This window comes from Bacteroidota bacterium (genome assembly GCA_018692315.1).
Lineage (GTDB): Bacteria > Bacteroidota > Bacteroidia > Bacteroidales > JABHKC01 > JABHKC01.
In genome coordinates this window covers 1-12,106 of sequence record JABHKC010000222.1, presented here as the reverse complement: position 1 = coordinate 12,106, position 12,106 = coordinate 1, and the positions used below count along the sequence as shown (strand labels likewise).

Annotated in this window: 6 protein-coding genes; all 6 read right to left on the bottom strand. The window is 34.5% G+C overall.

The features are described from left to right. Positions 1–1,912: hypothetical protein (locus HN894_16285; protein MBT7144883.1), on the bottom strand; the 1,912-nt coding region annotated here is incomplete at its 3' end. A 162-nt stretch (positions 1,913–2,074) separates the two neighbouring features. Then, a complete protein-coding gene (locus HN894_16280) occupies positions 2,075–2,710 on the bottom strand; it encodes a response regulator transcription factor (protein ID MBT7144882.1) in 636 nt (211 codons plus the stop codon). Positions 2,711–2,806: 96 nt separating this feature from the next. Then, the gene (locus tag HN894_16275; GenBank protein ID MBT7144881.1) at positions 2,807–4,969 is read right to left on the bottom strand and encodes a hypothetical protein; all 2,163 of its coding nucleotides are present in this window, start codon (positions 4,967–4,969) and stop codon (positions 2,807–2,809) included. A gap of 33 nt (positions 4,970–5,002) precedes the next feature. After that, positions 5,003–7,060 carry an OmpA family protein gene (locus HN894_16270; protein MBT7144880.1) on the bottom strand — a complete coding sequence of 686 codons (2,058 nt, stop codon included), beginning with the start codon at positions 7,058–7,060 and terminating at the stop codon, positions 5,003–5,005. Positions 7,061–7,125: 65 nt separating this feature from the next. Then, the gene (locus tag HN894_16265) at positions 7,126–8,043 is read right to left on the bottom strand and encodes a type IX secretion system membrane protein PorP/SprF (protein MBT7144879.1); all 918 of its coding nucleotides are present in this window, start codon (positions 8,041–8,043) and stop codon (positions 7,126–7,128) included. 11 nt (positions 8,044–8,054) lie between these two features. Continuing rightward, positions 8,055–12,106: T9SS type B sorting domain-containing protein (locus HN894_16260; protein MBT7144878.1), on the bottom strand; the 4,052-nt coding region annotated here is incomplete at its 5' end.

Below are 12,106 nucleotides of genomic sequence, written 5' to 3'. Positions count from 1 at the left end.
CGCCATTTGTTGCAGCCATCCAGTTATACAAGACTCCATAAGTTTGATAATTATATGTTGCTTTTGCATCAGGAACATTTGTCCCAGAGTAGTCATAAACATAATAATGAGGTAATGTTAATGAGCCAGAATCAGGAGGACTTACAGAAGGTAAATAAGCAAGATTTTCTGCCATCCAACATTGATTGCCTATTTGAACAGTTTGATATATTTTCCCATCACGAATGTCAATAATAGAATCCACACTGCTGAAAATCTCTAAATCATACGGAAGAGGATCAACAGTTAAAATAGTTTCAATAATACTATCACATCCTGAATAAGTTTGAAGACTATCATAGTAGTTTCCGGAAGTTGTTTGCCAAGTCCCATCTAAAAACATACTGTCTCCTTCGCAAATAGAATAATTTACAATGAAATTATTGCTTGTTTCCAAGCTAATTGTAATCGAATCTGAACTGATACATCCATTTGCATCTGTTATGATCACTTCATAAAAGCCTGCAGAAATGTTAATCAAATTCTGAATAGTTGATCCATTGTTCCAGAGATAATTATATGGAGATATCCCGCCTGAAACTGTAAGGTTAATTTCACCGGTAGTGAAATTATTACAATCTAAATTATTACCGGAAAGTCCCAAATTAAGTGCGCTTGGTTCTGTAATTGAATCACTGTTTAAAACGCTACAATCATTGTCATCAGTAAAAGTTATGGCATATAAACCTGCAGGTTTGCCTAATATTGTTTCTGTTGTTTCACCGGTACTCCATAAGTATGAATAAGGTGTTGTTCCTCCGGTTGGAATTGTGGAAATAGAACCATCTGATCCTTGATAACATGAAACCTCAGTTTGCGAAAAAGTAATATTTAATGCAGATGTAGGTTGAGTAATTGTAATACTTGAATCATGCTCGCAACCATTTTCATCAATAATTGATAATGTATATAAACCAGCATATATTCCTGAAATAGTTTCAGTTGTTTCACCACTTGACCAAGAAAAATAATAGGAAGGTATTCCTCCGGAAACAGTTGCTATAATAGAACCATTTGAACCTTGATAACAAGTAACATTTGTTTGAGAAAAAGAAATGTCTATTGGAGTTGAAGGTTGAGTAATCTCAGCAATTGTGTCTTTTATACAACCATTTCCATCTGTTATTTGAACTGCATAAGTGCCAGCAGTTTGATTTGACAGATTTTGATTTGCGGAAATTGTTGTTCCAATTGATGTCCATTCATTTCCTTCATGCCAATCGAAAGAAAATGGAGTTGTCCCATTAAGTACTAATTGGATTTCGCCATTATTCCCGCCAAAACAGCTTAGGTTATTTACTAAAATAGTTATGCCAACACTATCTTTATGCAACATAACAGAAGTAACTGCATTACACGAATTTGCATCAGTAACAAGTATTGAATAAAAATCTTCTTGAAGATTGAAAATATCTTGAGAAGTTTCACCATTATTCCATAAGTAATAATATGGTGGACTTCCCCCTGAAACTGATAAGTCGATACTTCCGTACGAATTACAAGTTTCATCTGTAATATCTAATGACAACTGTAAACTTGGAGGTTGGCCAATATTTATTGACCCTATAGTAGTAGCACCTCCTAATCCTGTAACAGTAACATAATATGAAGTTGCATATAGGTTATACAAATCTTCGGTTGAAAAATCATCCCCATAACCACTTGTCCAAAAAAATGTGTAAGGACCAGGAAAATTAATTTCATCTATGGTCAGATCTATTGTTCCTTCAGCCTCAAAGGCACAGCTTGCATTTATAATAGCAAAAGTTAAATATCCTTGAACTACAATGGTGTCTTGAGCTTTTAATAGGGAGATGTTTAATAAAAAGCAAAGAACTATGCCAAATATTAAAGGATTATTTGATTTTTCCATAACAATATAATTTTATTTATTAACAATTGAAAAGTTATTCAGTCATTTTAGACAACAATATTTCCATTTCTTTGCATTATTTTTAAAATCAATAAATATTGCTGCTAATTTAGTGAAAAAATATCATTTTCAATTATCAAAAAACAATCAAATTTTAAATTCTCATTCTATCAATCTATTTTGCATAGCAAATCGAATCATCTCAGCAGAGTTTTTAACGCCAAGTTTAGATAACAAATGTTTGCGGTGAGTTTCTACTGTTGACTGACCGATGAACAATTTCTCAGCTATTTCTTTTGCAATATATCCATGACTGAGCAGTGTTAAAACTTCCTTTTCTCGACGTGTGAGAATAATATTCCTGGTGGTTTGTGACTTCGATGGTCTGGAAAAATATGTTTCTTTCACTGCTGTACTGAAATATTTTTCTCCATCTGAAATTTTATTTAGAGCTTGAATAAGTTCATATTTTCCTGCATTTTTTAAGACATATGCGTCAACTTCTAAATCGAGCAGGGTTTTGATTATTCCAAATTCTAATATCATTGAAACCATCATCACTTTTGTATAAGGTAATTCTTCTTTTATTTTTTGGCACAATTTAATTCCATCAATTTCGGGCATCCTTATATCAAGAATTGCCAAATCTGGTTGCAATTGTACAATTTGATCATATGCTGTTTTACCGTCCTGAGCCGATCCAACTAATTCAAATTTTTCTGTATTTTTAATAATTGCTTCCAAACCATCGGTAAACAATTGGTGATCGTCTGCAATAAAAATTTTTAGTTTTTTCATTATTTTTAGTTTTTATAAATTCCTGCCCTCCACTCGTACTCATTCCTGCGTAGGCAGGAATCTCTAACGAATTAATTACTCAACTCCAAAATATTTCTACCCAACTCCATGGGATTCCTGCTTTTGCAAGAATGGCACTTCAACATACAAACTTGTTCCTTCACTTTTTTTCGATTTTATATCTATTTTCCCATTTAAGAATTCTACACGAGTTCTGATACTTTTTAATCCGAGTCCTTGTGCTTTTTCTGCTTTTTTTATATCGAAACCCTTGCCATCGTCTTCAATAGTTAGAGCCAACAAACTACCATCGTTTATTAATTGTAGAATAACATTATTTGCTTCAGAATGATGAAGAATGTTTTTCATTGCTTCTTGAATAATTCTGAAAAGCATCACTTCAATTGTTGAATCGAGGCGTTTCTCAAGGCCAATGGTTTGTATATCGATATATAGTTTTTTTGTTGATGAAATGTTTTGCCCCAAATCTTCCAAAGCTGTTGGCAAGCCTTCTTTGCTTAAGCTCATTGGCATCAAATTGTGAGAAATCCTACGTACGTCTTCGTAAGCATTATTGATTTGAGTACATGTTTTTTTTAAACTATTAGCATGCTTTGGATCAAGATTCTCGAGATGAAGTTTTATTGCAGCCAACTGACTGCCCAAATCGTCGTGAAGGTCGAGTGCTAAACGTTCTCGTTCTTTTTCCTGCCCTTCAATCATATATTTCATGGACAATAGCTTTTGAGCTTTTTCGAGTTCAGCAATTTTTTGTCTGTTTATTTCAGCTTGTTTTTCAGCAAGTTGCGATTTAGTTTTCAGCCTGTTCGAGATATAAATAATTATCAAACCGGTGATAATTAGAATTGCAATTAAGCCTCCCCATAAAATCAATTGTGTCTTGCTTTTCAATTTTATGTCATTTTCTAATAGTTCAATTTTTTGTTGGTCTTGCTCACTTTCGCAAATTAGATTTTGCTCTTTCAAGTCAAATTCAAATTGATATTCAAGCCGGTTGATTGCTCTGATATTTTCTTCATTCAAAATAGAATCGGAAAGCGTTTTAGACAAATTCAGGAAATTATATGCCTGTTCGTAATGTTTGGTTTTTGCATATACTTGCGATAATTGTAAAGTAATATCTTGCTGTTTTGCCGCCAAATTTGTACCTTTTGAAAATTGATCTGCCAGTTTTAATGCTTTTATTGCAGGTTCATATTCTTTTCTGGAAAAATAAAATTCCCCCAAGCGAAAATATGAAAGTACAAGAACTTCACGGTCGCCACTGCTTTTTGCAATTTTGATAGCAGCATTTATATCTTCAAGTGCATCTTTGTTTTTCCCCATTTCTTGAAATATTTTCGATCTTACTACATATGCTTCAACAATTCCCAAATCATCGGATGTATTAGCAAGAGGTACATTTTCTTTAATATATTTCCATTTTGAGATTGATTTGTTAATTGTTTCAAGCGATTTGGATAATTGGTTTTGGTCGAAATACATACTTGCCAAATCATTCAGTAAACCGGCATAAGTGTAATGCCTCTCTTGTGTTATGCAAGCATCTTCAGCAATTTCAAAATAACTTTTTGCTTTTTCATATTCGCCAATTTTATAATATGTGTATGCAATAGCGGCAATTGCTCCTGCTGTATCTTTACTGTTCAATTCTCTATTGCCATAAAGTGCTTTAAAAAAATTATTTAAGGCAAATTCGTAATTTCCGCTTTTTACATATACATAACCTTTAAGATATATTTTTCGATAAGTATTTAATCCCGCTTCTTCCATTAACGAAATGCAAGTATCATGATAATTTATTGATTCCCAATAAAGATTCCGGTGTAATGTCAGCGATCCCATGTCTCCATAGCTTTCAGCCATTCCTTCAATATTTTGCTTTGATTTATGAAAATTTAGTTTTTCATATAGTATATTTATTGCTTTGTCAAGTTCATCATTCAAATAATAAACGATCGCTCTTTGTCCGAAATATCTCGATTTCCATTCTTCATTATGAGTACTATCGGCAAATAATTTCATTTCGTGAATATATTCAAATGCCAGAGCAGTATCTGTTGATGAATATATCCAACTAAGGTTTATTAATGTTTGAAATTTTATTGAATCAGAGCTTGCTGTATCCAATGTATATTTCAATTCAGCTACTCTGTTCAAATCTACTTTCTGAGCAGAAATCGTTTGAAATGAAAGTACTATTAATATGCAAAGGAAAAATATGTTTATATGCTTCATAATTTGTTTTATTGTTTATCCTTGAGCCAAGTGTTAATCGCTAATTTCCAATATTTTAAATTCAACTCTGCGGTTTTTTGCCATATTTTCTTCTGTGTCATTGAGTACTAAGGGTTTGCTTTCTCCATAGCCGATAGCTTCCAGTCGGTTTATTTCTATTCCATTTTTCACTAAATAATCTACAACTGATTGAGCTCTATGATCCGACAAATTTTCATTGTATTCATGTGTTCCCAAATTATCGGTATGTGCAGAAAGTTCAACTTTAATCCCTTGATGTTCATTTAGTAAGCTTATTAGTTTTTGAAGTTCAGGGTAGCTGCTTTTGTTTAATGTAGCTTTGTCGAAATCGAAGCTAATGTTCGATAATTGGATAGAAGCATCTTTTTTTAGTGGTGTCAAATAAATATCTTTTTCGATTAGGCTAGCATTAAAATTATGAAATGTCATATAATATTCGAAGGCAGTGAGAAAGGCTCTCAAAGCTTTTTGCTGAAAATTTTTTGTTTTTTTTCCGTAAGGAAGAAAATCGTTCGAGACTTTTAGTTCGTCAGCCTTTTCCCATTCTGCTTCAGCTTTTTTTATTAAAGCTTCAGCTTTTTGTTCCCATTTTTGTCCATTTTCTTTTATCGATTTGTTCGATTCTACTCTATATGTTTCCAATAATTCTTCCAATAGAGAAAAATATTGATTATTGCCCGAATATGAATTTTCGTAAGATTCCCAGATTTTTTTGTGCTTCAATATTCTAAGTTCTTTTTGATTTTCATATAGTTTTTTTCTTGCCTGTGCATTTTTTGCATCTTCAACTTGCACATCCATAAGAGAAATTTCACTGTCTAATTTCTGAATTTCTACCTTCAAAATTTGGTTTGCATCAGCTTGTTTTTTATCAGCTTTAGTTTGCTTTTCTTTTTGACTTTCGTTTAAAATCAGTTCGTTCCATAATTCAGATAGTTCTTTGCCGGAATTTAAGCTATTAGATATTTTAAATTCGGGAGCTTCAAGAAAAATATCTTCAGAAAAAAATGAATATCCTTGAGCTGATGTCAGCAAACTATAATTTCTCCCTTTTTCGAGGAAATTTTTATAAATGCCTCCTGTCTCATTTTCTGTCAAAATATATAAACTTGCAGTATCCTTGATTGGAATTATTTCGATTTTAGCTCCTGAGATTTTTTCTTTAGTCTCAATATCGAAAAGCCTGCAAACCAATTGAATGGCATTTGCAAACTCTTCTTTTTTCGGAGCTTTTGCAAAATAAATGTCATCCATTTGAGAGCTATTAGTTACGGCATAGTAATAAGCCTCTCCATCGGCAGCTACCGTAGCAAGTTTATCATCGAAGGGAGTATTCAGGAAACTTAAATTTTCGGGGTTTTCCCATTTTCCATTTTCATTTAAATATGTTTTGTAAATATCCCAGCCTCCGGTTCCGCCTTGCCGGGAAGAAGAAAATAGAAGAGTTTTTCCATCTGGCAATATTCTTGGGCATTCTTCGCAAAACATATTTACGGGGTTTGGCAACATCTCGGGTGTTCCCCATTCGCCGTTTTTCTTTTTTTTACTTTTGTAAATAAAATAGCAAGCACTGTTTTCGCTCATCTCGCCAGCCCGCACATTTCTCATAAAATATAAAACCTCCCCATCGGGCGATAGAGACGGAAAACCATCAAAATAGACTGAGTTTATTTGTTCGCTAAAGTTACGAGCATTTTCCCATTTATTTCCAACTTTTTCGGCAATCCAAATATCCATGTTCCCGAAACCGGGCTCCTGGTCTGTTGTAAATAGCAAGTATTTGCCATCGTATGTCTGAAATGCTCCACCCACAAATTTTGATTTATCCATTAATTCGTTTATTTCTTCTATTGGTCTGGGTTTCGACCATTTTTTTTCACCCATTTTATGCGATTGGTAGAGTCTCCAACGTCCTGAGTTGTCAGCTTCATATATCAAAGTTTTACCATCGTAGCTAATGCTTGGAGAATATTCGTTGTGCTCGATAGTATTTATTGGATATGCCATTTTTTGATATTCCTGACTAAAACTAAGCACCGATATAAATAATAAAAATATACTGTATTTCATAAATAAGAAGTTGAAAGTTTTTAAAGTCTTTTATGTTTTCAAGTTTAATATTGATAATTCTTAGTTTATAACTCATAGTTTATCATCATCATCTGCGAACCACTGTTATAGTTGATTATACTGCCTGTCGGAAATTGATAGGAATAGTGCAGGAACAACTTTTTTATTTTTAAACCAAGAATTACGGAAGCGGAATTTGTGCTATGGTAGGAAAAAGACAAAATGTACTTTTTCGAGCGAGTAATTTTAATGTTGGCATCAAATTGGTTTGAAATGCTTCTGTAAATAATAGAAGGGCTGAGAGTTGTCTTTTTAGCTTCATTAAAAATTATTCCGCTGTGAACGAATATTTGATTTTTGCTTTTTTCAATTTCGTTTTTCACATCAGAAAATTGTATTGTTTGCGAAAGCAAGTGAAGTGCAGAAGCTCCGAGGAAAAAATTCTTATATTTATAAAATAATCCAAAATTCAGATTAGGTAACAAGATATTTTCGTTTGACCTAAGTGATGGATCGTTCATGTCGCTGGCTATAAATTCGCTATTGTTGTGCCCAAGAAGATAAATTGCAGCACCTAAACCCAAACTTAAGTTATGATTTGCTTTTTGTAAATGATAAGCATAAGCAAGATTTACTCCGGTTTTTGAGAATGGTTTGTTTATATCGTTGAAAACAAATCCTCCAAAACCAACTCGGCCGGTGCGAGGGATTCGACTTTTGCGAATCAATTTCCCGCTGTGATTGTAACGCCCTTTTGCTTTTATGCGCGAATCGAAGGAAAAGCATTGTGAGCGAGGAGCTTCAGACAAACCTAACCATTGCATTCTTGATAAAAAGGAAATATTTGTTGTCTTGTTTATTCCCGCAAGGGCAGGATTTGTAATAAATTCGTTTAATAGATTCTCGTTGTTTAAAGGCATAATTTGAGCCTGCAGAAAATATACAGAACTCAGCAATATTGTAAATAGAATTTTTCTTTTCATAATTTTCAATTTTAGCGAATTATCGAAACTTTGCCTTGCAAGGCATTCGATCCATTATTTAAATTTATAGAATAAAAATAAGCATCGGAAGGTAGTAATTTTTCCTGAAAACGTCCGTCCCATGGAATTTGATAACCTTCTGAATCGAAGACTAATTGTCCGTACCTATCATATATTTTTACTTCAATTTGAGGAACAAATTCCACACCTTCAATCAGCCATAGTTCATTGAATTCGTCTCCATTTGGAGTAAAAACATTAGGTATTTTCAAACATGGCGAAATAGAAATTGGAACTTCAAAAGTGAAATTTTTAATGCAATTATTGCTGTCGCTTACTTGTAATTCGTAATATCCTGATGAAAGTTGAAATACAGAATCGCTCCCTAATGTGTTGTCCCAAAAAATTGAGTAGGGTGGGCTTCCTCCCGAAGGATCGATTTTGATAGAGCCATCGTTTGCAAATTCACAACTTGTAGGAAAAATGTTTTCATTGGCTAAAATTTCTTCTGGTTCAGCAACTAATATACTTGCCGAGCTTTCGCAATTGTTGGCATCTGTTAGCGATAATGAATATTCATTTGCGTATAAATTCAAAATGGAATCTGTGTTTTCGCCATTCGACCAAGCGAAAGTATATGGTGTAAGTCCACCATTTATGTTAGATGAAATTTTCCCTGTTTCGTTTCCAAAACAAAGCAGATCAGAAGCTTCAAGACTTACCACTAATTGGTCGGGTTGAAGCAATTCTATCTCAAGCATTTTTCTGCAGAAATTCTGATCTACAACTGTGAGGCCGTAAGTTCCTGCAGGCAAATCTGTTAAATCTTCCGATTGGCTCGAATTCGACCAAAAGTAATGCGAAACGGGCATAGTTCCGCCTGAAACGCTAATATCTATGCTGCCATCAGAAAATCCAAAGCAGCTAAGCTCTTGAATGTCAATTTGTATTTGTATTGGTTCAGGTTCAAGGATTTCTGCACTATCCTCAAAAAGACAATTATTGTCGTCTGAAATGGAAACACTGTAAACACCTGCTGCAAGCTCAATTAGTGAGTTTTCGGTTTCGCCATTTTCCCAAATGGGAGAAGAATATGGAGGCGTAGCTCCCGAAAATGAAATATCAATAGTACCCGTAGTATTTCCGTAGCAGTCGATATTTCCAATCACGAAGTCTATTATTAAGTTTGGTGGCTGAGTAATTTCAATGCTTAGTGATTCCGTACAGTTTGCCTGATCGGTAATTGTGAGAGTATAGGTTCCGGCGAAGAGGGATTGCATATTTGCAGTAGTTTGACCGCTATTCCAAACATATGAAATGTAAGGAGGAGTGCCACCCTGAATGTTTGTTGTAATCTGCCCATTTTCGTCTCCATAGCAAAGAAGATTTGTTTCGGAAAACGAAATCTCAAGTTCTGGTGGTTCAATAATAGTTGCAGAATTTGAAGTTTCGCAATTGTTGGCATCAATTACGGTAACATAGTAGGTTCCTGCGAGAATCCCGCTAATGTTTTGATCGCTCATTCCATTGCTCCAAATGAATTGTTGGTATGGAGCGGTTCCACCATTTATAGTAAGATTTATATATCCATTGGTTTGACCATGGCAGGCAATATCGCCGGCATAAATTGTTGTACTTAATGCTTGCTGGGGTTGAGTAATTTCAATTTCCAAACTGTCTTTGCAGGCATTTCCGTCTATTATATTTATTGTATAAATACCGTATGGCAAATTTGTTAAATCTTCTGAAGTCTGCCCTGTTGACCAAAAGATAGAATAAGGATTAGTGCCACCCATGAGAGTGATGTCAATTTCTCCATCTTGAAATCCAAAACAACTTACATTTTGAACTATTGGATTAAATTGAAGTTCGCTTGGCTGCTGAATTTGGATATTGTCGTATTCGTTACAGCCGTGAAAGTCTGTTAATGAAACAAAATAATAGCCTGCACTCAGACTATCGGGATTTTGTTCGTTTGAATTGTTAGACCAATTGAAAGAGAAAGGTTCTGTTCCTCCCGAAACAACTGCAGAAATTGAACCTGTTTCTTCGCCAAAACATAGTACATTTTGAGCGTTCAATTGTAATGAAAGTTCGGTAGGTTCGATAATTTCAACTGTATCTAAAGTTCTGCATCCGAAAATATCGGAAACTATGAGTTCATAAATTCCGGTGTTCAGTCCGCTAATATCTTCGATTGTTTCGCCATTCGACCATTCTATTTCGCTATATGTTTGACTTGTGAATGATACGGTAAGGTCGATAGCTGCATCGGCATATCCGTAACAGCTTATACTATCAATATTAAATGATAATAATAAAATATTTGATTCTGAAACAGTTACAGTTTGACTACTTATTGATGTGCAAGAATTTGCATCAGTGAATGAATAACTTATAATGTGATTTCCAATTCCGGCTAAAAGCGGATTAAAAATATTAGAGATTAATCCTGTTCCGCTTAAAATTCCACCAGCAGGCTGAACCATAGCTGTATCTAATTCAGCAGAAATGCAATAATTGGTGTTCAATCCTATGAGGCTAACTGAAGGTGCAGGCAAAATGTCAACAGCTTGCTCTAATGTGTCGCTACAGCCATAAATGTCGGTGTAGGCATAAGTGATAATGTTTGTTCCGAGATTGGCAAGATTTGGATAAAATGTGCTACCAGTAATACCATTACCTGAAAGCAAACCGCCGACAAGATTTGGCGAAATCAGTTGTGCATTTTCGTTTTCGCAATAGCTTGAATTGAATCCGGGTAAACTCAGAATAGGCAATGGATAAACAATAATTTCCTGAATTATAGAGTCGGTGCACAAATTTGCAGAAATTGAAATTAAGGAGACTTCGAATGTATCGGGAAATTGATAAATGTACTGGGGCGAAATTGAGGTACTTGTATTATTGTCTCCAAAGTCCCATTCGTAGTTCATAATTCCTTGCGAAATTGAAGATGTATTCACGAAATTGGCTGTATCTGAAAAACAAATATTTTCAGCAAAGAAATTTGATTGCGGTGTTGTCATGACCTGTACTTCTAGGCTGGTGTCGTTATAGCATCCTACTTCTGTGAATGCCTGAAGATATACCAAATATGTCCCGGAGGTATCGAACAAATGAATTGGATTTTCTAAAGTGTCGATTATTTGGTCCCCAAAATCCCAAAAATAATCTTCTATCCATCCTTGAGAAACTGTGGTGTTCGAGTAAAAATTTGTAGCTACACCTGCGCAGCTTAAATCGTAGGTAAAATCTACCGCTGGCACTGAATGGCTATAACGCTCAACAATTAAAGTATCATTATTTATATTGTCGTCGAATGAATTTACTATCCAAATTTTAAAAACATAAGTCCCGTATGCTTGCAAGTTTTGTGTTGCCGAAAAGGTAAATCCTAAATCGTTGTTTGTTGAACCTGAGATAGTTTCAGTGAAAATCTGTCCATTATTTACCTGATACGAAACTGTAATGTTCAGAAATGGAATATCTCCGAATTGTTTTAAATATATAGTAACCGAATCGTTGGCAGTTAAGGCACAGTGTAAAGTTGGGCTAATTAGATCCGTTACTCCGAAATCGACCATAAATTCGTCTGCGCCAATATCCGGTGCCGATTGGTCGCGTATTTGATTATCAATATCGTAAAGTATGCTTGGAATGGAAATTCCAGCACCATTAATCTCCCTCTGATATGGTCTCAGTTCTGTATAGCTTTCATAATATGGATTAAAGTCCATAGAATTAGCATCAAAACCGGTAGTCGTTTGCCAATTTGCAAGTGTTTGAATGTCTGTTCCTGCATTTTTCCAAACCATGCTTCCCGAGCTGAAATAGTTGTTGTAATCCATTTGCAGGTTCAGCGGGCTATTTGCTATATCAGCGGAATATCCTCCACCGCTGTTCGAGAAAATATTGTTTTTAATATCAAGATTGTCGGCATCTTCGATATAAATTGCCCGGCTCGATGTGTTAGTGTTTGTTACATTTATTGAGTTGAATAAGACTTTAGAATTGTCGCCATAATAATTAATATAAATTCCGCTTTTTTCGGCAATTCCTT